This is a genomic window from Sinomicrobium halophytocola (assembly GCF_052983395.1).
In genome coordinates this window covers 53,564-77,557 of sequence record NZ_JBRKIT010000025.1, presented here as the reverse complement: position 1 = coordinate 77,557, position 23,994 = coordinate 53,564, and the positions used below count along the sequence as shown (strand labels likewise).

The 23,994-nt window shown below is 42.2% G+C and carries 16 protein-coding genes and 1 tRNA gene; 4 read left to right on the top strand and 13 right to left on the bottom strand.

Annotation, left to right across the window (positions count from 1 at the left end):
- The first annotated feature begins 270 nt into the window (after positions 1–270).
- Positions 271–729, top strand: coding sequence for a COG2426 family protein (locus ACVBDY_RS09755; RefSeq protein ID WP_447175286.1), 459 nt, complete (start codon positions 271–273; stop codon positions 727–729).
- A gap of 186 nt (positions 730–915) precedes the next feature.
- Here ACVBDY_RS09755 and ACVBDY_RS09750 read toward each other — a convergent pair whose 3' ends face one another.
- From ACVBDY_RS09750 to ACVBDY_RS09730, 5 genes are read right to left on the bottom strand one after another with little or no spacing between them, the layout of a single operon-like run.
- On the bottom strand, positions 916–2,256 hold the full coding sequence (locus ACVBDY_RS09750) for a Gfo/Idh/MocA family protein (protein ID WP_447175285.1): 1,341 nt from the start codon (positions 2,254–2,256) through the stop codon (positions 916–918).
- A 13-nt stretch (positions 2,257–2,269) separates the two neighbouring features.
- Positions 2,270–3,586 (bottom strand): 3-keto-disaccharide hydrolase, encoded by a 1,317-nt coding sequence (locus ACVBDY_RS09745; RefSeq protein WP_447175385.1) that lies wholly within the window; start codon positions 3,584–3,586, stop codon positions 2,270–2,272.
- Positions 3,587–3,646: 60 nt separating this feature from the next.
- A complete protein-coding gene (locus ACVBDY_RS09740; RefSeq protein ID WP_447175284.1) occupies positions 3,647–5,143 on the bottom strand; it encodes a sulfatase in 1,497 nt (498 codons plus the stop codon).
- A 35-nt stretch (positions 5,144–5,178) separates the two neighbouring features.
- Positions 5,179–6,837 carry a RagB/SusD family nutrient uptake outer membrane protein gene (locus tag ACVBDY_RS09735; RefSeq protein WP_447175283.1) on the bottom strand — a complete coding sequence of 553 codons (1,659 nt, stop codon included), beginning with the start codon at positions 6,835–6,837 and terminating at the stop codon, positions 5,179–5,181.
- A 10-nt stretch (positions 6,838–6,847) separates the two neighbouring features.
- Positions 6,848–9,940, bottom strand: a complete 3,093-nt coding sequence (locus ACVBDY_RS09730) for a SusC/RagA family TonB-linked outer membrane protein (protein ID WP_447175282.1) — start codon at positions 9,938–9,940, stop codon at positions 6,848–6,850.
- Positions 9,941–11,278: 1,338 nt separating this feature from the next.
- Here ACVBDY_RS09730 and ACVBDY_RS09725 point away from each other — a divergent pair.
- Both ACVBDY_RS09725 and ACVBDY_RS09720 read left to right on the top strand, forming a co-directional pair.
- A complete protein-coding gene (locus tag ACVBDY_RS09725) occupies positions 11,279–12,937 on the top strand; it encodes an acetolactate synthase large subunit (RefSeq protein ID WP_447175281.1) in 1,659 nt (552 codons plus the stop codon).
- A gap of 4 nt (positions 12,938–12,941) precedes the next feature.
- Complete coding sequence (locus ACVBDY_RS09720; RefSeq protein ID WP_447175280.1) at positions 12,942–14,309, top strand: NAD-dependent succinate-semialdehyde dehydrogenase; 1,368 nt, start codon at positions 12,942–12,944, stop codon at positions 14,307–14,309.
- A 171-nt stretch (positions 14,310–14,480) separates the two neighbouring features.
- Here ACVBDY_RS09720 and ACVBDY_RS09715 read toward each other — a convergent pair.
- The 7 genes from ACVBDY_RS09715 to ACVBDY_RS09685 all read right to left on the bottom strand — a co-directional run bounded on the left by ACVBDY_RS09715 (position 14,481) and on the right by ACVBDY_RS09685 (position 20,317).
- Positions 14,481–14,554 (bottom strand) — tRNA-Arg (locus tag ACVBDY_RS09715).
- 97 nt (positions 14,555–14,651) lie between these two features.
- Positions 14,652–15,746 (bottom strand): AMP-binding protein, encoded by a 1,095-nt coding sequence (locus tag ACVBDY_RS09710; RefSeq protein WP_447175279.1) that lies wholly within the window; start codon positions 15,744–15,746, stop codon positions 14,652–14,654.
- Positions 15,747–15,769: 23 nt separating this feature from the next.
- The gene (locus ACVBDY_RS09705; protein ID WP_447175278.1) at positions 15,770–16,723 is read right to left on the bottom strand and encodes a CPBP family intramembrane glutamic endopeptidase; all 954 of its coding nucleotides are present in this window, start codon (positions 16,721–16,723) and stop codon (positions 15,770–15,772) included.
- A gap of 3 nt (positions 16,724–16,726) precedes the next feature.
- Positions 16,727–17,770 (bottom strand): o-succinylbenzoate synthase, encoded by a 1,044-nt coding sequence (locus ACVBDY_RS09700; RefSeq protein ID WP_447175277.1) that lies wholly within the window; start codon positions 17,768–17,770, stop codon positions 16,727–16,729.
- A gap of 15 nt (positions 17,771–17,785) precedes the next feature.
- Positions 17,786–18,463, bottom strand: a complete 678-nt coding sequence (locus tag ACVBDY_RS09695) for a metal-dependent hydrolase (RefSeq protein WP_447175276.1) — start codon at positions 18,461–18,463, stop codon at positions 17,786–17,788.
- Between the two features lie 36 nt (positions 18,464–18,499).
- On the bottom strand, positions 18,500–19,402 hold the full coding sequence (locus tag ACVBDY_RS09690; RefSeq protein WP_447175275.1) for a 1,4-dihydroxy-2-naphthoate polyprenyltransferase: 903 nt from the start codon (positions 19,400–19,402) through the stop codon (positions 18,500–18,502).
- A 72-nt stretch (positions 19,403–19,474) separates the two neighbouring features.
- Positions 19,475–20,317 (bottom strand): 1,4-dihydroxy-2-naphthoyl-CoA synthase, encoded by an 843-nt coding sequence (locus tag ACVBDY_RS09685; RefSeq protein ID WP_447175274.1) that lies wholly within the window; start codon positions 20,315–20,317, stop codon positions 19,475–19,477.
- 59 nt (positions 20,318–20,376) lie between these two features.
- Between ACVBDY_RS09685 and ACVBDY_RS09680 the strand changes: the two genes are divergently transcribed.
- Positions 20,377–21,498: a C1 family peptidase gene (locus ACVBDY_RS09680; protein ID WP_447175273.1), complete on the top strand. Its 1,122-nt coding sequence runs from the start codon at positions 20,377–20,379 to the stop codon at positions 21,496–21,498.
- A gap of 13 nt (positions 21,499–21,511) precedes the next feature.
- On the opposite strand, the gene ACVBDY_RS09675 is transcribed toward ACVBDY_RS09680, so the two are convergent.
- The gene (locus ACVBDY_RS09675) at positions 21,512–23,920 is read right to left on the bottom strand and encodes an outer membrane beta-barrel protein (protein WP_447175272.1); all 2,409 of its coding nucleotides are present in this window, start codon (positions 23,918–23,920) and stop codon (positions 21,512–21,514) included.
- Positions 23,921–23,994: the final 74 nt, after the last annotated feature.

The window sequence follows — 23,994 nt, the reverse complement described above, 5'->3', positions numbered from 1 at the left end:
AAGGATTTATTTTATTCCGGGACCTATCTCATGACCGAATGTATAAAGATACATTTTTCTCAATCTTTCGAACAAATTTCTTACGGAACTCGTTTCACTTATTCCTGAGCAAGAGATAACAAAATACCCCGGTACTAACCAGTTTAGCTTTTCATTTCCCCAGTTTGCATTTGTTGGCAGACCTGTTCTTAAAATATGTTAAATAGCTAATTAATGGTATGGTCTGCAACATAAGGATATTTTTAATTCCTATTTTTGCAAAAAAATGCTGTGATAGTAGAAATTTTGATCGCCGCTTTATGGAGTATTTCCCCTTTCGGAGAGGCGAAAGTAGGAATTCCGTACGCTATTTTTAACCACGTTAATATTTATATATCTTTTGTGGTCTGCCTTTTGGCCAATATATCGGTGTACCCGCTTATGCGGTTTTTCCTGGACCATTTGAACCGCTATCTGCTAAAATGGAAATTCTATAAAAGAGCGGCCATTAAAGTGGCCAAACGGGTTAAGATCGGGGCGGGTTCCAATGTAACCAGGTTCGGTTTTTGGGGAATTCTGATCTTTGTAATGCTTCCGGTACCAGGCACAGGCGTGTATGCAGGGACCATCGCTTCTTATTTATTCCGAATGCCATACCGACAGGCTTTCTGGGCCAATGCCATCGGGATTTTTCTTTCCTGCGCTATAGTTTGGGGAATGACCCTGGCTACTTATCACGGTACGAGATAAATGGTCTTTGCCTTTTTTCACAAAGATGGTTCAGAAGGTTTAAACCAGGAAAAGGAAAAAACCATCTTCCTGGTTATGCCAGCTTGTCTTTAGTATTCCCGGGAATAGTGCATTGAGGTTTTTTCCATTGATTTAACATCAATCAGAAAATAAACAACTTCATATTTCAGGTCAGGAGTCGTTTTCCTAAACCTTTAATTCCCATCCGGACGCGTATTCTCTACCCCACAATTTCATGGCTTCCGGATCATTTATTCTTCCGGAATTGTCATCTATAGAAAATCCTTTGCCTGTGCGATAAGCGATATTGGTATAATGTACCATAGCCATACTGATACTGGCATCGTCTATAGGGGCAGTCAGTTTATCCTTCCCGCGAATGGTATTAAAAAAGTTGATCATGTGAGCAGTGGTTAAAGCACCTCCGCCACCCAGAGCGGTCCCTGCTTCATTACTATTACTGTCAAAACTATCCACTAATTTACCCATACGGTCGAACAATTTATACCGTGTTCTGTCCATAAATACCGAGCCTTCACTTCCGTAGATAATAGTACCTCTTCCGGCTCCGTAAGTGTCATAGCCATTCCGGCTTTTACCATCCCATTGAATGATCTTGTCGTCTTTGAATTTAAAGGTGGCCAGCATGGTGTCATACATCTCCCAGCCGTCTTTTTCGAAGTGTCTTTTTGCTCCTTCTACTTCGGCGTAATGCGGATAATCCACCCCCAGAGCCCAACGGGCTACGTCCAGTTCGTGTGTCGCATTATTACCGGCCTCTGCGGTACCGTAGTTCCAGCCATACCAATGCCAGTTGTAGTCCCAGGTATTATCTGTGTAGTCTCGTCTTACTGCCGGCCCCTGCCATAAATCCCAATCCAGGCCTTCGGGTACGGGAGCAGCTTTTTGTACCGGTACTTCTCCCCTGGTGTTCGTATAAAAAGCAACGGCCTTATATGGCTTACCGATCACACCATTATGGATGTCCGTTATTATTTTATTGGTGTGCTGTGAAGACCTCTGCTGATTCCCCATCTGCACTACTTTGTCATACTTTTTAGCGGCCCGGACCAGAATTTCATTTTCGTCCATATTATGGCTACAGGGTTTTTCCACATATACGTGTTTACCTGCTTTCATGGCCATGATCGAGCCGGGAGTATGCCAATGATCCGGTGTCGCGTTTATCAGGATATCTACTTTTTTATCATCCAGGACTTTCCGTATGTCATTTTCCAGTCCGGGTTTGTAATCTAGGCGCTCGGACAAATTCTGCAATGCTTTTTCGCGTTGGCTTTTCATCACGTCACACAAATAGAGCAGGTGAACATTGGATTCCTTTTTAGCAATAGGCTCATAATATGCTCCTACTCTTCTACCGAGACCGGCTATGGCTATGTTCAACCTGTCATTGGAGCCTATAATTCTTCGGTAACTTGAGGCAGACATACTCATAAGCGGATTGCTCATGGCTACGGCAGCACTGCCTAATATTGTTTTGGAAATAAAATTTCTTCTTGATGTCATTTTATAATCGGTTTTAAGATTTGATTTTTACATTTTTGAAATACACCTGGTTGCCATGATCCTGTAGCAGGATCTGCCCTCTTTTCAACTCTCCGAAGTCAGGCCATACTTTATATTTACTTTCTGAAACCAGTTTCCGGAATGCTTCGCTGCCGCGCTCGTATTCCAGTACCTTAACCCCGTTTAACCAGTGTTCCACATGGTTGTTTTTTGATATAATATGTGCAGTATTCCACTCTCCAATAGGGTGAACGGGTTTTTTCGGATCTGCTTTAATCAGGTCGTAGAGGGAAGCTACGGTCCTGCTGCCTTCGTGATTACCCAGTTTGGCATCGGGATGATTGTCATCGTCCAGTATCTGATATTCCAGGCCTATTGCAGACCCTTTTCCTTTGTTCAAATCGGCATCTACATAATATTTAATACCACTGTTGGCGCCTTTGGTGATTTTGAAATCGACTTTCAGCTCAAAATCACCATAATTTTTTACAGTAACTATATCACCTCCCGCGGCAGATTCTTTTCCGTCTGAAGCCAGGACAATCAGGTTTCCATCTTCTATCTTCCATCCTTTTTCGGGGAAACCATCCAACTTGGCTCCTCTCCAGCCATTTGTAGTTTTTCCGTCCCAAAGCAACTCCCATCCGTCTTCTTTTTCTGCCTGGGTAAGCCGGTTTTTGGTATGAAAAACCGGGGCATTACTCTCCTTGTTGTATTTCTGTAAGCTATCGGTCAGTATCTTAACATCTTTCCACATGATCTGTTTACCGGGCTCATCACCCTTTCCTATACTGTGCACCTGTAGTGCTATAAATCCCTCACGGGTCTTGTCATCAACCAGGTTTGCCGTAGCTACGCCATTCACCCAGATCTGTATGGTATCGCCTATGGCTTCTACCCTGTAATGGTTCCAGTCATTTTGCTTAAACGCATTTTGCGCGGAAGTATTCAGACTAAGCGGGTACAACCATCCCCGTCTTGCTTCATCATAGATCCCTCCGCTCCAGGCCCGGTCCGACGGGTCTATCTCTACCTGGTATCCGTGTACGCGACCATTCTTGTAATCGGGATAGCTGTTACTCCTGATCTGAATTCCCGAATTCATGCTCGGGTCTACCTTAAAATCCAGTTCAAGTATAAAGTCTCCGTACATTTTATCAGTTGTCAGGAAGGAATTAGGCGTATCGTGTTTTGTGGTCCCTATGATCATCCCATCACTGACCTCATACTTGGCTTCACCGTTTTTCTGGTTCCATCCGGAAAGGCTTTCCCCGTCAAAAAGCGCTTGCCAGGGGGTATTGTCTTGTTTTTTCTTATCCGCACAACCCATAACGGAAAAAGAAGCAAGGCACAGCGCGATAATTGTAGTGTTTGTACTTAAGAATTTCATTTATTTTTGATTTAAATATAGTCCTGTATTTCCTTTTTCTAGTATTTTATCTAGTTTTTTAACAATATTCGGATGATCTGATGCAATATTATGATTTTCTTCCGGATCTTTCTTATGATCGTAAAGTTCAATTACCGGTTGTTCCTCCCGATAGTATTTTGTGTACCGGTAACGCGGCACTCTTACCGTAATGCCATTATTGAAATAACCATAAGATGCTTCTTGCCATTTTCTGATGCGATCGCCCTGAATAAGACCTGCCATACTTCTTCCCGAGGTTTTATAAGGCATTTCTATATGACACAGATCCATCAACGTAGGATATATATCTACGGTACTTACTATTTTATCTATTTCTTTCTTTTGATTTTTAATGGTAGGGTCTTTTATGATCATAGGGCTCTTCAAGGCTTTTTCAAACAAAGTATGTTTTCCCCAAACCCTGTGATCTCCCAATTGCCATCCGTGATCTCCCCAAAGTACTACGATCGTATTTTCCTCCAGGCCTTTGTTTTCCAGCTTATCGAGCAATTTACCTATTTGTGCATCCGTATAACTTACCGCGGCGTAATAGGCGTGTTTGATCTTTTTCGCATATGCTTCGGATGCCGGTTTTTCCAGTGTGGGCTTTTCTTCACCCAACAGATACCTGTTAAACTCCGGGTTGTCGTGAAGGCTGGCCGGATTGACATTTTCAGGAACAAGTGGTGATGACGTAAGCGGAATTTCATTCCTGTCGTACATATCCCAGTATTTCTTAGGGGCATTAAACGGTAAATGCGGTTTGAAAAAGCCGACTGCAAGAAAAAAAGGGTTTTCTTCTTTGGCAAGGGAATCCAGTTGCTCCAGGGCTAGTTTTGCCGAAAGACCATCCGGATAGCCCTCATCCGGGACATCCGCCATTTCGTAGGGTTTCACCTGTTTTTTCATGGTGATCCTGCTGCTGCCATCAGCATAAGCAAAAAAAGCGTCCCAACCATCACCCCATTTACCCGGATCAAACAAATTCCTGTCCCAACTGTAAGGGAGTTCGGGTTTTGCTTTTTCCGGGGTTTCGGCATAGCCGTATAACCCGTCTATATAATGACTTATCTTACCTATGCCCACCGTAAAGTATCCATTGCGCCTCAGGTGGTGTATAAAGGTTTCCGGAGTTTCTTTTTCCGGTTGTCCGGAAATATAGTTCCGGATCGATTCATTGCTCAAATGCCCTTCCGTTGTCGGGACCATCCCCGTAAGTATGGAACATCTGGAAGCACCGCAGGTGGGTACCTGTACGTAATGCTTCTTAAAAACACTTCCCCGGGATGCCAGTTTGTCAATATTGGGTGTTTTTATGATCTCATTGCCATAACACCCCAGGTCGGTGCGGAGGTCATCTACAAAAATAAACAGGACATTGGGAGGACGATCTTCCTTAAGCTGAAAGGCAAATGCCTTTATGCAAAGAAAAAATGCCGGTAATAGTGCCAATGTGAATCTACCTCTTCTGGTCATATCACCATCTTTATAATTAATTTTCCGAAAAGTTATTAATTATATCCCGGATTTTGCTCCAGATCCGCATCAATGTTCCGTTCTATTTCCTCTGCGGGGATAGGCCACAGGTTATATTTCGGTAAAATCTCATCAGCGTAATACGGATTATGTGCTTTTACCCTGTCGTACAAAAGCCCCAATCGCATCAACGTAAGCCTTCTCTTTTCTTCTACACCGAGTTCCCGCATTCTTTCATCCAGGATATAATCTATATCCACATCTCCGGGGGCAACCGGATTGGCATGCGCTCTTGATCTGACAACATTAATATCCTCTGCTGCTTTTGTATTATTACCAAGATCCATATAAGCCTCTGCCCGCAACAAATAGGTTTCTGCCAACCTGAACATATATTGATCGGTATAGGTGGCTCCGGCAGAATTACTCAGCAGGTAAGTATCCTTATCGGCATACAGTCCGTCAGGATGGTTAAAAGGTGTTGTGGCCTTCGATTGATAAGCATAAAAAGGCCTGCTCGGTACTTGGAGTCCTTCCGGAGGATTTTGAGTGGAAATCGTGTCTCCATAGAGGGGAGAATTAGGATTGGTTACCAAAAATTCCCTTACAAAGTTATATTTGGAATTACGGATGTCATTATCAAAATCACCTTCCCAAATCTCGTCACTGAAATATTTGGTGGAAACCCCCCATCCTATACCTCTTCCTCCCGTATACCCGCTCACCGGCCAGATGAAGAGGTTCACGCCATCAACTTTCGTATCCCTGAAAAATGGTACATGATGTCTTTCAAGGGCAAAGGAGCCGTTTTTGCCGCTGGATACGGAACCTCCTCCTATAACATCTGTTTCGAATTGAATAACCCATATTCCTTCGGTATTTCCGGAAGCCCTGTTCTGGTTGTTCTTCCTGAACAGGTCCCAGTATACGTCACCGGGTTCACCGGAACGTGATCCGAACCTGCTATTCATTAATCCCGTGGCGGGGTCGTTAATAACAATTGTTGCTACATCTACAGCTTCCTGAGGATGTCCTGCGGCCAGATATACTTCGGCAAGTAAATGCTGTGCAGCCAGGTTACTTAGTTTTCCGTCTTTGACCTGGGCTATTCCGGGTAGGTTTTCCGCGGCATAACGCAAATCCTCTATGACCTGGTTAAGAACTTCTTCTTTGGAAGCTCTTACAAAATCGGTTCGGGGAGTAGATACCTCTTCCAACACCAATGGAACGCCTCCAAAAAGGTAAACCAGGGTCCTGTATGCAAAAGCTCGGAAAAAATGTGCTTGTGCCATAACATCATTATATTCTTCATCGGTCAGGTCGGCATCGGATGCTCTGCTGATGACCAGGTTAGATTCTACGACCATGGTATAAAGATTATCCCAATGTGTGGCCGGAATGCCCGAGGTAGGATCATATGCTGCGATCATATTGGAATGGCGGCTGGTACTTTGCTCACCATCAAAAATCAGGTCGGTACCGTATAAAAAATCAAAAGGTCTCGATTCATCCCGGTTGAAAAACACTCGTCTCGTAAACCAATAAAGATTGTTAATGGTAGCGTTAAGCCCCTCATAATTCTGATATGCATCGGTAGAACCCAGAAAATCCTGTGGTTTCTCGTCCAGAAAATCTTTTTGACATGAAGTAAAAGCCAAAAGAACAATTATCGTATATAAAATTATTTTTTTCATGTCTCTTAATTTAAAATGTGATGTTAACTCCCAGGGAATAACTTTTAAGTACCGGCCTTCCTTCTATACTCAGTCTGCGATCCCTACCTTCGTTGGAATCAGGCTCGGGATCCCAGCCTTTCCATTTAGTCCAGGTAGCAAGATTTTTTCCGCTTACAAAAATCTGCAGTTCTTCCATCCCGAGTTTTTCTATAAGGCTTTTGTTAAACTGATAACTGAGGCTTACGTCTTGCAGCCTTACGAAACTGCGGTCCTTGAACACATCAGGATTTACGGTAGGAGAACTTCTGAAAACCGGGCTGTCACCTTCGGGATTACTCGGAGACCAGTAGTTAATATCACTTAACCAATTATACCGAACGGCATTATCGTTTACAAAAATCGAATTGGAATTGGAAGCCATATATCCGTTTTTACCTCCTTGTATGGAATTTATAAAGACTCTAAGGCTAAGCCCCCTGTATTTAAAAGTATTCAAAAAACTGAACCTGTATGCCGGTTCTGTTCTTCCCATGATCACCCTGTCATCTGCAGGGGTTATAGTTCCGTCTCCGTTCTGGTCTATGATTCGGCGTGTACCTGGAAAATAACCATCGGGAATATCATCTCCTATCTGGTATATTCCGTCTGTTTCATAGCCGTAAATTGCACCGAGGGATTCTCCTATAAACAGGTTGCTGGAAATAAGGTCATCTTCTACACCATCTCCGTTAGCATCTCTTCCTATCAGTTCTTTTACTTCATTGGAATTGGTGGAAAAATTAAAGGTCGAATGCCAGTTGAAATTATCACTTTTTATATTATGTGTATTAAGCGTAAGCTCAAAACCCTTATTCTCGATTTTCCCGATATTCGTACTAATGGTCTCGAAGCCTGTGATATCCGGAATAGCTACGTCAAACAGAAGATCGTTGGTAATGGACCGATAGAATTCTATTGTTCCCTGTATCCTGGAGTTCAATACTGCAAAATCGAGTCCAACGTTTATTCCTGCTGTTTTTTCCCATCTCAGGTTGGTATTGGCCAGTGAGTTGAGTTGCTGTCCGAATTCCGTAGAGCCCCCGTCGCCAAAGACATAGGCAGGCCTGAGAAGAACCCTGGCGAGCGAATTGTACCTGTCCGTCTGATTTCCGCTGATACCATATCCGGCACGCAGTTTCAGATTATCGACCCAATCTTCGTTAAAAAAAGATTCATTATCGATATTCCAGGCTACTGCTACTGAAGGGAAATAGCTGTATTTGTTATTTTCAGCAAAGCCAGAAAACCCATCCCGCCGTATAGTTCCGGTAATGAGATACCGCTCGTCAAATTTATAGTTAAGCCTTACCATCTGGTAACTCAGTGCTTCACTCCAGGCTTCGGAATCGGTAAACTGGTTGGCTCCCTGATCCAGGCCGTTAAATCCGAGATCCATCCTGGAAAATCCGGTGGCGCGAGCAAATGTTTTTTCGAATTTACGCTCAATAGCACCGTAGACAAAAGTCGCATCAAAACTGTGTTTTCCGAATATCCTTTTATAGTTTATGATATTGTCTAAGGTATAATCGTAATAGAAATCCTGGTTTTTATAGGCTTCACCCGTAAACCCGGCAGCATATTCACTTGCCCCGTAAGACCTGTTGATCCTGTAGTTATTACCAAAATTTACCCGGTAAGAAAGGCCTTCCAGGAAAGGGAAATGGATTTCGGAAAAGAAATTCGCAAAGAAATAATCGTGCCTTTCCATGTCGTCTATATCCGAAGCCAGAAACGGATTGAGATCTAATGAATTGAAAGGGCTGGGAATTAAATTTCCTTCCCCGTCATAGGGCGATAACAGCGGAGAAGAACGGACCAGGTCACTCATTTTGGGTTCTGCCCCGTCCTTTTTAACAAAGGAAGCAAAAGACTGTACTCCCACTTTCCACCAGTCGGTTGCTTGTGTAGTAATGTTTACCCTCGCCCCCTTACGCTGGAATTTGTCTCCGACTATAAAACCTTCCTGGTCGGTATGTTCAAGGGATATCAGATAACTGGTTTTTTCCGATCCACCGCTTATACTCACTTTTTGTTCGTTAATATATCCTGTATTGGTACCGGCATCCCACCAATCAAAATCTGTATTTACCAGCTTTCCTTCATCATCCAGCATGGTAGGATCAATATAATCGGCATAATTGAAACCGGGATTGGGTTGTGTAAAATCAGGTCCTAAGTAAGCATCTTCATAATACAGGGTTTTAAGGCGGTTCAGGTAATCTTCCCGATTCAGAGGCCTGAGATCATTTGCAGGTTCTAATGTAGAATAGGAAGCTGATATTGAAACTCTCGGATTTTGATTTCTGCCTCCGTCTTTCGTGGTTATCAAAATGACACCATTGGCAGCCTGGGCCCCGTAAACTGCAGTGGAACTGGCATCTTTTAAAACATCGATCGATGCAATGTCGTTCGGATTGATCGATTCCAGGGAACCGTTGTACTGTATTCCATCCAGAATGATCAATACATCCTTCTTACCGTTTATGGTTGATGCCCCCCTGATAGAAATATTTGGAGTAGATCCCGCGCTGTTCACCATCCCCACGTTCAATCCCGGAACGTTCCCCTGTAACAGTTGTCCCATGTTAGTAACAGGAGCTTCTCTGAAATCCTCAAGATTAGCGCTTGATACTGCACCGGTAAGGTCTTTCTTTTTTTGTGTTCCGTACCCGATAACCACTACTTCATCCAGTTTGCCCATATCCTCCTCCATGGTTATGGATAGCGGCTGGTCGTCGGTGACTTCCTTTTCAAAAGTGGCAAAGCCAATATAGCTGAATACAAGTACCGTAGGTGTTTTACTTACCGTCAGGCTAAACTTACCGTCAAAATCTGTTGAGGTACCGTTACTGGCGTCTTTTTCCAGGACATTTACTCCGATAAGCGGAACTCCCTCGGAATCGACAACTGTTCCGGTTATAGTTGCTTCTTGTTCGGTTCCGGCATCAAAAGGTTCATGTTTCACATATAAATCTTTACCAAAACCGTGATTTACAATCATACAAAACAGTGTTACAAGGACTGCCTGCTTCGGTAGACCTTTAAATAATCGCAAAGGATCACCCTCTTCTTCTTTTTTCATGTTGTTCTCAATTTAATGTTATTGGTTTTATTTTTCTTTCGGGGCTTCTCAAAATTTCCATGGGTTTGGTAAAAGCCTGGCTGTTAAAACATCCTCGTATGATGTATTAAAAACTTATAAACAACAGGTTAAGTTTGCTTTGTTGGTCAGGGAAACAGGACATTGAAAAAAGCTTGGCAAAACCCGGGAAAAGTTTCTTCGGGTGTGCCGGCATTGAGATATTGCTTACCGGAATTCCGTAACGATACTGTTACGGGAAACGGATAAAAAAAGTTTATTTTCATTACTGTCGGGGTTAGTGTTTTTCTATAATCGGTATTAACGGAGGTGCTTTTTGATATTTTTTATTACCGCAATCGGTTGCGTAATCATGAAATAAAAAAATGATATGTCATACTATATATCATGTCCAAGTTTAACAAGAGTTTGTGGGACTGTTGTTCCGGAAATCTGTTTTCGGCCGGATGTTTCTCCCTTTTCTACAACTTATAAAGGCGGTTAATAACAGATCGGGGATCCGAAATCCATAGTTTTTTCTGTGTAAAATAATCATCATGTTATAGAATGTAAATTATACAGGATCCTAAATGGATTATTATTTATGTAAATTTTGAATATAAATTTTGATGATTTAAATAAAATACAGGTCAATAATTACCATATTTTCCCGGTTCAAAGTAGAATATTTTATTTTGAACATCCACAGAAAAACTGTCTCAATTTCTCTTCAAAACAGCTCAATTGCTTGGAAATCATAAAATCTGTCGGGATTTGAAATGATTTGATGTAAAATGAGATGATTTGAATATCCGTCCCCATTTCCATTTAATTCGTATTGTTTTAATTGCGTATAAAATCTGTCCGGGATTTTTCCTGTCGGGCACAATGCTCCTTCCGGTTATACTGGCTTATGGCATTATGGATCGGCACATCCGTTGGCGGTTGGTTTATCGGGAAACAGGGTATTAACATAGCCCCTTGGGTTGGTGCAGTATTTGGAATATTTGCCCTAAGTTTCATTGCCTGGAGAAGTTATGAAGAACGTAAACAGATAAAAAATGAATGTCTGAATAAAACAATTTTATAATGATGTGATCTAATTTTTCTTCAGCAAAAGATAGGTGTAGATATTTTGTGTTACCGGATACACATTATAAACATGCCTACAACGTGACCAATAAGGATATTGATAGATTTTTTCTATCCCTTTATTTTAAAGGTATATTAAATCTTGCTCCTAACCTATTTTTAATGCTTAAATTTATGAATTAATTAAGCTATTACCTATATCAAAATTCTGATAACATCTAATACAAAAAATAGATCAAGTAAAAAACTATGAAAGCATCGGACTTATTTATTAAAGCCCTGGAAAATGAAGGTGTCGAATTTATTTTCGGTCTGCCAGGAGAAGAAAATCTCGATTTCCTCGAATCCGTCAGGAAATCGGAAAAAATAGAATTGGTCCTTACCCGGCATGAACAGGGAGCGGGATTTATGGCTGCAACTTATGGCAGGTTAACCGGCAAACCCGGGGTTTGCCTCTCTACCCTCGGGCCTGGTGCTACCAATCTGGTGACCCCGGCAGCTTATGCTCAATTAGGGGCCATGCCACTGGTTATTATTACCGGGCAAAAGCCGATCAAAAAGAGTAAACAGGGAAAATTTCAGATCGTCGATGTAGTCAAAATGATGCATCCGCTGACCAAGTATACCAAACAGGTTACCCATAGTTCGCATATCCCTTCTATGGTCCGGGAGGCATTTCGGCTGGCGCAGGACGAAAGGCCCGGAGCGGTCCATATAGAACTGCCCGAGGACATTGCCGAAGAAGAAGTCGAAAGCTCCAGGATATTTGAGGTGGTAGATTTTAAAATTCCCTATGCCGGGGAAGACACTATTCAGCAGGCCGCAGACATGATCAAAAAGGCCGGAAAACCCATCTTGCTCATCGGTGCCGGGGCCAATAGAAAAAGGGCCAGTATGGCATTGACAACCTTTGTTGATACCATAGGGATTCCTTTTTTCAATACACAAATGGGAAAAGGGATCATAGACGAGCGCCATCCGTTATACCTGGGGACTGCAGCATTGTCTGATTACGACTTTTTGCACGAGGCCATTAACGGATCGGACCTGATTATCAATGTAGGACATGATACCATCGAAAAACCACCTTTTTTTATGCATATCGAAGACAAACGTAAGGTGATTCATCTCAACTTTTTTCCTGCCGAGATAGACGAAGTTTACTTTCCGCAATTAAATGTTATCGGAGATATAGCAAACAGTGTTTCGCAATTGACAGAGAATTTAAAACCCTTTGCCAAGAGCTGGAATACCGATTTCTTTCTGAAGATAAAAGACAACGTATCGACCCACCTGACAAAATACGGAAAGGACAATCGTTTTCCGATTTTACCGCAACGGGTGGTGAAAATTGTGAGAGATACTCTCCCCGATGACGGTATCATCACTTTAGATAACGGAATGTACAAAATATGGTTCTCTCGCAATTACCCGGCCTATGTACAAAATAGCCTGCTTCTCGATAATGCATTGGCAACTATGGGAGCAGGACTCCCCTCTGCGATGATGGCAAAAAAATTGAATCCCGATAAAAAAGTAATATCCATAAACGGTGACGGAGGGTTTATGATGAACTCCCAGGAATTGGAAACCGCCATACGCCTGCAACTTGACCTGGTAGTCATTATCCTGAACGATAATGCTTATGGCATGATACAATGGAAACAACAGGACGAAGGATTTGTGAAGTATGGCCTTGATTATGGAAACCCGGACTTTGTCAAATATGCCGAAAGTTTCGGAGCAAAAGGATATCGGCCGGCTTCAGTAGAAGAATTTCAACAGATCCTGGAAAATGCTTTGAACTCTAAAGGAGTACAGCTTATTGACTTACCTGTAGATTATTCCCTGAACCACGAAATTTTAAATATATTAATAAAGAAATATTCCAGTAAACTTAAAAAATAAAACAATGAGCAAAGCAATAACGATAAACCCCTCAAACGGGGAAACGGTGGCCGAATTTGAACGGATAGATGTTTTGAAAAGCAAAGAAAAGATAGCTCTGGCGGGCAAAGCATATAATTCCTGGAAGAAAACAAGCTTTGCAGAACGTTCGAAACGAATGCATGCACTGGCCGATCTGTTCGACGCCAATAAAGAAGAATACGCCCGGTTGGCTACAATGGAAATGGGTAAAACTATTGTACAAGCCCGAAAGGAAATAGAAAAATGTGCCTGGATATGTCGCTTTTATGCTGATAACGCCGAAAGCATTCTAGGGAAAGAGATGGTAGATACCGAGGCAACCAGGAGCTATGTTACTTTTCAGCCAATAGGAGTTATTCTGGCTGTGATGCCCTGGAATTTCCCGTTTTACCAGGTCATTCGTTTTGCAGCTCCGGCATTGATGGCCGGTAATACCGGGGTACTGAAACACGCATCTAATGTGCAGGGAAGTGCTTTTGCCCTGGAGGATGCTTTTGTCAAAGCCGGGTTTCCCGAAGGAGTATTTACCAATCTGAATATTAGCGCCGGTAACGTTAAGGATGTTATCGAAGATAAGAATATCGTAGCGGTAACCCTTACCGGAAGCGATCCGGCAGGACGATCGGTAGCCTCTGTTGCAGGAGCCAACCTTAAGAAAACGGTATTGGAGCTCGGAGGTAGCGATGCATATATTATCCTGGATGATGCCGACCTGGAAGAAGCAACCGATCTGGCTACTTTGGGAAGATTACAGAACAATGGACAAACCTGTATAGCAGCCAAGCGTTTTGTGGTTCTCGATGCTATTTACGATAAATTCCTCGAACTCTTTACCAAAAAGATGCGGGAAGCGAAAATGGGCGATCCTATGGACGAATCAAGCTATTATGGGCCCATGGCCAGAGTAGATTTGCGCGATGAAATACATGAACAAGTCACCAAAACCATTACACAAGGAGGCCGATTGCTGTTAGGGGGAAATATCCCCGAAGGAAAAGGAGCCTATTACCCGGCCACCATCCTGGCCGATCTGCAACCCGGCATGGAAGCTTTTGATAATGAACTTTTTGGTCCGGTAGCTTCCGTTATCCGGGCTAAGGATGAAAATGAAGCCATAGCACTGGCCAATAATTCTCAATTTGGTTTGGGATCCGGAGTTATTACATCAGATAAAGAACGTGGAGAAAAAGTGGCATTGCAACTTGAAGCCGGAAGCAGCTTTGTCAACAAACTGGTAGTTTCAGATCCAAGATTACCTTTCGGAGGTATTAAGAACAGTGGATACGGAAGGGAACTTTCAGGTTATGGAATTAGAGAATTTGTCAATATTAAATCTGTCTGGGTCAATTAACCTTCCCTGCAATTATAAATAACAGGATAAATAAAAATGAACTAAACCACTCTTTACCTTTCAAAACAGGGTGGTTTAGTCTTCCCTATCGATGATAAAGCGGTATGCACATAGTATGCATTCTCAGGAAACAAAAAAGGCCTACATATTTGTAAGCCCTTGATTTTAAAGTGATCGCGCCAGGATTCGAACCTGGGACCGTCTGCTTAGAAGGCAGATGCTCTATCCAACTGAGCTACGCGACCATTTTTACTTTTCCTTAAAAGCGGTGCAAATATATAACCGAATATTGTACAAAACAACACAAATCCGGATAATTTACACATCGGCAGAAAAGCAAAATTACAATTCTCTATGTCTTAGTACTTTTCCGTTTTTGGTCTCTTTAAAGTTTTTAATCAGGTGTACTTCTTTCGGGGTTTCATACTTATCCAGCAAGGCCAATCCGCCTATTTTCGTTTGAATTTCTTCTGCTGTCAATCCCGGGTTTGTTTTTTCTTCTGCAAACAAAACCAGCTTTTCCCCGAGCTTGTCATCGGGAATTCCCGTTACATAAAATCGTCCGGGTATTATTTTCCTGATTTTTTTCTCTATTAATTCCGGAACAAGCTTTATCCCACCCGAATTTACCAGGTTATCATATCTCCCTAACCATCGGAATTCTTTTTCGGAAACCAGTTCCACCAGGTCATTTGTAGTTATTGTCAAATTTGAAATCTCCGGTGCATTTATCACAAGGCAACCTCTATCATCCAGCGATATATTAATCCCGGGTAACAGGGTAAAGCAAGGCTTTTCTCCGGGTTTCAGATAGTTTACTTTCCCGGCAGCAATATGAGTAACGGTTTCCGTCATGCCATACGTTTCATATACTTTACAGGTAGTATCGGAAAGCGCCGTTTTTAATTCTCCCGACATCGGGGCTCCTCCTACGATAAGAGTTTTAACATGGTCCAGCCCGGAAAGAGAATCTTTCACCTGCATGGGTGTCATGGCCACAAAATCGTAATCCTTGTTTATCCTTTCCAAAGGATTTGACAACGGTTTGACCACATCTATTTCCAGTCCCAGGATCATGGCGCGGACCAGCATCATCTTTCCGGCAATATAATCGGCCGGCAGACACAATAAAGCAGTATCTCCCACTGTAATTTCAAAAAAATCTCCCGTGGCTATCGCCGAATTCACCATATGCTGTTTGCTCAATTCTATCTTCTTGGGTTTCCCCGTAGAACCCGAAGTATAAACGGCAATTGTTTCACGTTTATCCAGCCAATCCAGTAAAAAGTCGCCAATAACTTTTTGGTAAGGCTCTCCTTCTTTTATAAAACTGTATGCCACCAAACTGAGTTCCTCCCTGTTGAAATAGGTACCGTTCAGTTTAAAGCGGTTGTGAATGTTCTTATAGGTGATGGATAGTTCTGCGGTATTTTCCATGATTCTTTTATCTGTGATTACACTTATATTTCCGTTTGTATGGATTCCTCCTGTAGCGGAGTAGCTATTTTCCCGAACAATTTATCCTTCCAGTTCTTCCACCCGTATTTTTTTGCGAAAATGAGTATCAATAAGGGATAAATCACTATCAGCGGAAAGAAAATTTCAAATCCCACGGAAGGTTCTGATATGTCTTTTAATACGGAATGTGTCTGGAAAGCCGTCCAGTCGGCAGTAACAAACAGTGCTATGAAGAGATTATTAGCGGCGTGGAAGCCCAGTGCCAGTTCAATCCCTTCATCCATGAGCGTTATTATTCCCAGGAAAAAACCTATCCCAATATAAGCCACCAGGGCCACATATCCTATTTTACCTATTTCCGGATTAAAGATATGCATAAGCCCGAAAATAAGAGAGGTTGTAACTAACGGCACCCAACGGTTTTTAGCAAATGCACCTATCCCCTGCATTAAATATCCCCTGAAAATATACTCTTCAAAGCTGGTTTGTAACGGTATCAACAATATGGAAAGGATACACATGATAACGAAGGGTACCAATTTAAAATTCCACTGATAATCTTCCGGTGAAATAAAATACCCCACCCACACAAATACAATACTGATAAGTCCCCAGAGACCAAAGGAAAAGAATATTTTTTTCCAGTCGAGTTTCTGTCTTGCCGAATGCAATACCTTAAAAGGCAGTCCGTGTACCGGTTTCATCCAAAAATACAGTCCTACGAGCCCCAGAGCGAAAGGGACCAGCAGTAATACAAGCATGATATTCGGATCGTATATCGTGAGAATATCCATAGGGTTTGACAGGTCTACATTACCACCGGTAAATGCTTTATAAGCCAGAGCCGCACCCAATACAAAACTTCCTATAACCTGACTTCCCCCGAAAGTCACAAAAACGCCGAGAATATATCTCCATAACTCGTGTTTTCCTTTAAACGCCTGTTCTATGTACATATGCTAATTTTTCAATGTATTTATTTCCCAGTTTTTATCTGTATTGTAGTATAATGTTCCGGTTTTCACTTCAAGGGGACTTTCCGGGTTGTTGGTATAAAGACTTCCCGTTCCCAGTCCCTGGGGCATTGTGTTATGGAGGGTATATGCCCACTGAGCGATGGCATTCAGGCCTATATTACTTTCCAGGGCACTTGTAACCCACCATCCGGCATTGTGATCTTCGGCAAGTTGTATCCACTCCTCACTACCCCGGTAGCCTCCTACAAGGCTCGGTTTTAAAATTATGTATTGTGGTTGAATGGCCTTTAAAAGATCTCTTTTTGCGGAAAGATCAAAAACACCTATCAGCTCTTCATCCAGTGCTATCGGCAAAGAAGTATTGGCGCAAAGACCGGCCATTTCCTCCCATTGCCCGTGCCGGATAGGTTGTTCTATGGAATGTAATTCCAGCTCGGATAAACTGTTGAGTTTCTCCAAAGCATTGCCGGGAGTAAAGGCTCCGTTTGCGTCGACCCTTATTTCTATATCCGAAGATGAAAATTCCCTGCGTATGGATTTGAGTAACTCCAGCTCGGTTTCAAAATCTATGGCCCCGATCTTCATTTTAATGCAGCGAAATCCCTGTTGAAGTTTTTCCCGGATCTGTTGCTGCATAAATTCCTTACTCCCCATCCATACCAGGCCATTTATGAATATGGAATCTTCACCATTGGTAAATGCCGAAGGGTATAAAAGAAACGGAGATTCCGATCGAAGGGACAAAAAAGCCTGTTCCAGGCCGAACTGGATAGAAGGAAATTCTTTCAGTTCCCGGTACAAATCATCTATTCCCAAATGTATATTGTCACATGCCCATTTCAGCTTTTCTTCATAATCTTCCCTGTCATCCGCACTCAGGCTTCGGAGAATACCACACTCCCCTATTCCTGTTCTGCCATTATCTTCCAATAAAATAAACCAGGTTTCCTTTTCATTCAGAATTCCCCTTGAAGTCCCGCTAGGCCTTTTAAACTGGAGTATATACTTCCGGTAGGATGCTTTCATTTATTGTTCATAACTCTAAAGCTCTATGCTTTCTCCTATGGAAAGCAACATCAGATCTTTTCCTTTATCAAAAAATTTTCGCTTGGCTTCTTCATGATCTATTTCGATATAACCGAACGTATCGAAGTGATAGCCGAGGATTTTATCGCACTCTACAAAATCGGAAGCTATGATGGCATCATCGACACCCATCGTAAAATTATCCCCGATAGGTAAAATAGCAAGGTCGAGTTTCAAATACATGGGAATGAGTTTCATGTCCATCGTAAGGGCCGTATCTCCGGCAATGTATATATTTTTATGTTCTCCCTCAATGATAAACCCACCGGGCTGTCCGCCATAACTCCCGTCCGGGAAGGAAGAAGTATGGATCGCATTGACATATTTCACTTTTCCGAATTCAAAATCCCAGCTCCCCCCGTGGTTCATGGGGTGAACATCTATTCCCTTATCTCCGTAATGATCAGCGACCTCGAAGTTGGCAATAATCATAGCCCCTGTATGTTGTGCTATAGTCTCCACATCCAGCGTATGGTCCTGGTGCGCATGTGTAACGAGGATATAATCTGCTTTTATCTGGTTTATATCTATATGCGCGGCTTTTTTATTTCCGGAGATAAAAGGGTCTACCAAAATATGAATATCGTTTACCTCTATTCCTAAACTCGCGTGTCCATAATATGTGATCTTCATTTTCTCTTTATTTAATCGGGTTGAGATTACTTCTGTTTATAGAACAAGCCCCAAAGTAAAAAGGAATGACAGCAAAAATGTACTTATGGCCAGTTTTTTCAACTCCGGGTCCAGTTCTTTCGGCACCGCATTTTCCCTTACCGTTTTTATGTGTTTCAACACAGGGATAAATGCCAAAAGAAATATATACTGATAAATATAAAAACTTTGGAGGAGAGCAAAAAGTAAAAACAGCAGTAATGATGTAATAAGAATCGTATAATGATATTTTTTAGCCCGTTTTCCCCCGATTTTGACCACTAAAGTATTCTTTCCGGAAGCGGCGTCACTTTTTTCATCACGCATATTATTGAGATTTAACACCCCGACACTGAGCAAACCGATAGAAGCTGCCGGGAGAAAAACGGTCCAATCCAGGCTTTTCACATAGAGAAAATAACTTCCGGCTACACTGAGAAGTCCGAAAAACAGGAAAACAAAAACGTCCCCCAATCCGTTGTAACCATATGCCGATTTTCCTACAGTATACTTTATGGCCGCTATTATGGAAGCGATCCCCAACAGGAAAAATATCAGGGAAAGCAGAAAGTTTTCTTTTCCGAAAGCGACATAAATAAGCAATGTGGCCACCAGAAGCGTGATTATTATAGTCAGGGTCATCGCTTTTTTCATTTCTCCGGGGGTTATGGCACCACTTTGTAAGGCGCGCTGCGGACCTATACGGTCTTTATTGTCCGTCCCCTTTACGCCATCTCCGTAATCGTTGGCAAAGTTGGAAAGCACCTGGAAGCCAATTGTGGTGAGGAGGGCGAGTACGCATATCTGCCAGTTAAAAAACCCACCGGAAGCAGCAATACCGGTACCCGTAATAATTCCGGATACCGAAAGCGGCAATGTCCGGAGCCGTGCCGCAGCTATAAAAGCCTTTGTTTTTGTCATGTAAAATATATTAGCAGGAAAATAATATTCCCTCTATGGAATTCCGATAAGGGTAATCTTATTCAAGAGACGTTACGGAATCCATTTGATATTGCTGAAATCCGGTTTTCTCTTTTCCAGGAAGGCGTTTCGCCCTTCTTTGGCTTCGTCTGTCATATAAGCCAGCCTGGTAGCTTCACCGGCAAAAACCTGTTGGCCCACCATACCATCATCCGTAGCGTTAAAGGCAAATTTCAGCATTTTTATGGAAGTCGGTGACTTGGCGAGTATTTCCTGTGCCCATTCGAATGCCGTGTCTTCAAGCTCTTCATGCGGTATTACGGCATTTACCATGCCCATATCGAAAGCTTCCTGCGCGGAGTAATTCCTTCCGAGGAAAAAGATTTCCCGGGCGCGCTTCTGGCCTACCATTTTGGCGAGATAAGCCGAACCGTACCCTCCGTCAAAGCTGGTTACATCGGCATCCGTCTGTTTGAATATGGCGTGTTCCTTACTGGCCAGGGTAAGATCGCAAACTACATGGAGACTGTGCCCGCCACCAACAGCCCATCCGGGCACTACGGCAATAACCACTTTAGGCATAAAACGAATAAGTCTTTGCACTTCCAGTATATTCAGCCTGGGCATCCCGGAATCATCTACGTATCCCTGGTGTCCCCTGGCATTCTGGTCTCCCCCGCTGCAAAAGGAATATACACCGTCTTTGGTAGAAGGCCCTTCGGCAGACAACAAAACCACACCTATGGAAGTATCTTCACGAGCATCCAGAAAGGCTTCGAAAAGCTCTCCGACAGTCTTGGGACGAAAGGCATTACGTACATTCGGGCGATTAAAGGCTATCCGCGCCACACCACCGCATTTTTTATAAGTGATATCTTCGTATTCTTTGACGACTTTCCAATCTGCTTTACTCATAATTTTGTTATTTTGCGTAAAAATAATCCTTTTTAGTCTTTTTAACCCAATACCATATAATGAAAAAGATTCTTGTATCGCTGGGCGCTTTATGCTTCTCGGCCCTTTCCTTTGCACAACAGTATACTTTTGAAACAGTTACGGACCTGGAAGCCACCCCGGTCATAAGCCAGGGTATTACGGGGACGTGCTGGAGTTTTTCTACTTCCTCCTTCCTGGAATCGGAGATCATGCGGATAACCGGAAAGCAGATCGATATTTCCGAAATGTATAACGTGCGGAACACTTACCCCGAAAAAGCGTGGAACTATGTCATGCGACAGGGAAAAGCCCAGTTCAGCCAGGGCGGACTTTCACACGATGTCATAAACAGTGTAGCGGAATACGGTATCGTACCGCAAAGTGTTTATACAGGATTAGAAGAGGGACAGGAAAAACACAATCATATTGAAATGCTCTCTGTTCTGGAAGGCATGCTAAACGTATATGTGGAAAACCCGGCTAAAACCCTCTCTCCCAACTGGAACAAGGCTATTGAAAGTGTCCTGGATGTATACCTGGGGAAAAGAGTGGGAGAATTCACCTATGAAGGTAAAAACTATACCCCGGAATCTTTCCTGAAAATGACCAAAATACAACCGGAAGATTATGTCTCCGTCACTTCCTTTACACACAAGCCGTTCTATTCGGATTTTATACTCAACATCCCGGATAACTTTTCTAACGGCAATTACTATAACCTTCCACTGAACGAGTTTATAGCGGTTATAGATCATGCCCTTGAAAACGGGTATACCCTTGCGCTAGACTGTGATGTGAGCGAACCTACATTCTCACAAAAAGACGGCGTAGCGGTTATCCCGGAAAGCGAAACGGACACTAAAGCCATACTGAAAGATGTAAAACAGGAAAAAAGTATCTCCCCGGAATACCGACAGCAGGAATTCGAGAACTACCACACCACCGACGATCACCTGATGCACATCGTAGGTAAGGTAAAAGACCAGGAAGGCCACGTATATTACAAGGTAAAAAACTCCTGGGGAACGGATAAAATCCGTGTGGGAAAAAGCGGTGGCTATATTAACATGAGTATTCCTTACATGCGGCTAAAAGCCATATCTGTCATGCTCCACAAAGACGGGTTATCTAAAGATATACGTCAAAAGCTAAATCTCTAAAAGGTAAAAGACACTACTCTCCTATCCTTTCCTGTTCGTCGGGGGTAGTGTCTCTTTTATTGTCTTTGAGACGGTAGTTGCCGAAATTATATTTCAGGCTAAAAGAAACGGTACGTGTTTCCGGTCTTGCGATGTAACCGTTGTCCTGGTTTTGATACCTGGACGTTAACCAAATATTTTGGGTGTTAAAGATATCGGTTAGATTCAGGGAAGCACTGATACGGTTATTCCAAAGCCTTTTGGTCAATCCTATATCTGTGGAAAAACGGTTCTTAAACATAAAAGATCCCTGTATGTAATTGGATATATAAAAAAGAGACAGGTCTGCGGTAAAACTGCGATCCTTCGATATGGTGAACTGGTTATACGCCCGACCGTAATATCCCATAGTATTTAATTTTTGAACAGGGATTTTACTTTTTATGGCCGGGAAGCTATTTTCCATATAATACCCGGACATGTAGGTGTAAAAATACCACCATTTTTTTATATAACTGTAAAAAGAAAAATCCAACCCGTATTCGTTTTTTCCATCAATATTGTATTGTGCATTACTTATAATCTTGTTCATATTATCCTGAAAGGTTAACCCTTGTATAGCATTATTAGAATGTTCGTAGTAAAGAAAAAATTCAAATTTCTTTTTAAAAGTATAAGTTAATTCTATTTCATTACTTATGGAACGTGTTAATGAAGGATTACCTTCACTGTATTGCTTCTCATATAAATAATACCGATAGGGGTTAAGACTACCGTATCTCGGGCGATTTATACCTCTTTTATAATTAATTCCCAGCTCATGGTTTTCATTAACCGTATGTTGAAATTCCACAGTTGGGAATAATTCAAAATAGGTTTGAGTATTCACCTCTCCCAATACCATGGAATTGGCTTCCACATCCGTATATTCCCCCCGAAGCCCAATATTGGCTGACCAGCTCTCCCATTCCTTATTAAGACTTACATAAGCAGCATAAATATTTTCACGGTATTTAAACCTGTCATCTTCTGTTTCTGGAGGAATATCATCCCCACCAAAAGCCACGCTGCTATTACTGCTTATCGAAGAATATTTTAACCCGGTTTCTATCGGAGTCCATTCCGAAGGAAGATAAAAATCCAGTTGCTGGGTAAATATATTATTCCGCTGTTTGGCCAGAAAATCAAAATAATTACTGTCTGTTGGTACTGAATTGGAATCAAAATAATCGGTATACAAAAGCTGGAATTGACGGTCTTCATAGTAAATATAATTACTCACCGCACTCATTTTTGCACCCTTGTCATTGATATTGTAGGTGTAATCCAATGAAAAAGCAAGGTTGGAACGATCATTATTCAGTTCGCTGTCTGTCAGGAAATAGGATTCCAGGTTACTATCCGCGTCAAAAATATTGGTAACTGCACTATTATCGTAAGTCTTTCCGGGAGAGTGCATTATATTAGCCATTACACTAAGGGAGTTCTTTTCGTTTAAAGTAAAATCCAGAATGGTATGCAAATTATGGGCATACGACCTGGTGGTCCTTCTAAAATCTACCTCCCATCGGTCATCCGGTGTATCTCCGTCAAAGAAATTAAAGTAACTATTATCGTGTTTATATTCCTTCCTGGGATTATAGCTGTAACCCAAAAAAAAATCCAAGACATTATTTTTGAAATAATGGTCTGTACCCAAACTGTATTTTGGAAAAATAGCTTCCGTCCATCTGCTATTAACACTTCCTTTATAACCCACGGAAATACTCCTGGATGTAACAATATTAACAACGGCGCCACTCTCCGCATCATAGTGGGCAGGTGGCGTAGTAATGACCTCCACACTACGGATATTGCTCCCCGAATAATTTTCCAGCAGGCTTTTTAATTCTTCTCCGGATAGATAAACTCTTTTGTCATTAATATACACAATTGCCGGGTTATTTCGTACAACGACCTGGTCATTTAATACCAGGATTCCGGGGGTATTCCGGAGAATATCAAAAGATGACTGGGCGGAAAAAGAAGTATTTTCCACATTAAAAACAAGGCGATCACTCCTTCTTTCCACCAAAGGTCTACCCGAAGTTATGGTGACTTCATCCAGGGATTCGGTTACCTCTTCCAACAGAATAGTCCCTACATTTGTATCATCGTTTACTTCAATCGATTTTTCCATATTCCGGTACCCGACAAAAGTGGCTTTCAGAACATAGTTCCCTGCTTTTACCCCGTTTATGGCAAATTTTCCCGCATTGTCGGATGAGGTCCCGGACACTACCACAGAGTCCGATGGTTGTATCAAAATTATATTGACATAAGAGAGTGCATTTTGTTTCCCATCTTGGAGGGAACCCTTTATGGTATACTCCTGCGCCAAAAGGGCTAAGGGAAAACAAAAAATCCAAAATACTAGGTAGCTGAGCTTACCTGATATGTTCATAGATATAATTTTAAAAATCAAAAATATGCTTTTTATCGACAAAAACAAACACTTTATCGAATTCAGAGATATAT

Coding starts and splice junctions, on each gene's coding strand:
- ACVBDY_RS09750 (WP_447175285.1), bottom strand. CDS start 2,256: ATGACATCAAGAAGAAATTTTATTTCCAAAACAATATTAGGCAGTGCT.
- ACVBDY_RS09745 (WP_447175385.1), bottom strand. CDS start 3,586: ATGGGTTGTGCGGATAAGAAAAAACAAGACAATACCCCCTGGCAAGCG.
- ACVBDY_RS09740 (WP_447175284.1), bottom strand. CDS start 5,143: ATGACCAGAAGAGGTAGATTCACATTGGCACTATTACCGGCATTTTTT.
- ACVBDY_RS09735 (WP_447175283.1), bottom strand. CDS start 6,837: ATGAAAAAAATAATTTTATATACGATAATTGTTCTTTTGGCTTTTACT.
- ACVBDY_RS09730 (WP_447175282.1), bottom strand. CDS start 9,940: ATGAAAAAAGAAGAAGAGGGTGATCCTTTGCGATTATTTAAAGGTCTA.
- ACVBDY_RS09725 (WP_447175281.1), top strand. CDS start 11,279: ATGAAAGCATCGGACTTATTTATTAAAGCCCTGGAAAATGAAGGTGTC.
- ACVBDY_RS09720 (WP_447175280.1), top strand. CDS start 12,942: ATGAGCAAAGCAATAACGATAAACCCCTCAAACGGGGAAACGGTGGCC.
- ACVBDY_RS09710 (WP_447175279.1), bottom strand. CDS start 15,746: ATGGAAAATACCGCAGAACTATCCATCACCTATAAGAACATTCACAAC.
- ACVBDY_RS09705 (WP_447175278.1), bottom strand. CDS start 16,723: ATGTACATAGAACAGGCGTTTAAAGGAAAACACGAGTTATGGAGATAT.
- ACVBDY_RS09700 (WP_447175277.1), bottom strand. CDS start 17,770: ATGAAAGCATCCTACCGGAAGTATATACTCCAGTTTAAAAGGCCTAGC.
- ACVBDY_RS09695 (WP_447175276.1), bottom strand. CDS start 18,463: ATGAAGATCACATATTATGGACACGCGAGTTTAGGAATAGAGGTAAAC.
- ACVBDY_RS09690 (WP_447175275.1), bottom strand. CDS start 19,402: ATGACAAAAACAAAGGCTTTTATAGCTGCGGCACGGCTCCGGACATTG.
- ACVBDY_RS09685 (WP_447175274.1), bottom strand. CDS start 20,317: ATGAGTAAAGCAGATTGGAAAGTCGTCAAAGAATACGAAGATATCACT.
- ACVBDY_RS09680 (WP_447175273.1), top strand. CDS start 20,377: ATGAAAAAGATTCTTGTATCGCTGGGCGCTTTATGCTTCTCGGCCCTT.
- ACVBDY_RS09675 (WP_447175272.1), bottom strand. CDS start 23,920: ATGAACATATCAGGTAAGCTCAGCTACCTAGTATTTTGGATTTTTTGT.